The following is a 200-nucleotide window of genomic DNA, read 5'->3' as shown; positions in this document are numbered from 1 at the left end:
TTCACTTCTGAGTTCGGCATGGGATCAGGTGGTTCCACGGCGCTATGGCCGCCAGGCAAATAACTTCAATCTGAGAAAGCTGACGTGAATAACGATGTTGCTCATGGCTTGTCGTTATCACTGAATTAGTTAGTAGTTCATGCACTTGCTACAAGGCCCAGAACACTTCTTGGGTGTTGTATGGTTAAGCCTCACGGGTA

At 47.5% G+C, this 200-nt stretch carries 1 rRNA gene; it reads right to left on the bottom strand.

The annotated features are described in order from the left end of the window. Positions 1-56, bottom strand: a 5S ribosomal RNA gene (gene rrf, locus BN4575_RS21565); the annotation flags it as partial. Positions 57-200 lie beyond the last annotated feature (144 nt).

Source organism: Aeromonas sp. EERV15, from assembly GCF_900079845.1.
GTDB lineage: Bacteria > Pseudomonadota > Gammaproteobacteria > Enterobacterales > Aeromonadaceae > Aeromonas > Aeromonas sobria.
The sequence above is the reverse complement of the archived record's forward strand: the minus strand, read 5'-3'. Positions and strand labels throughout refer to the sequence as shown.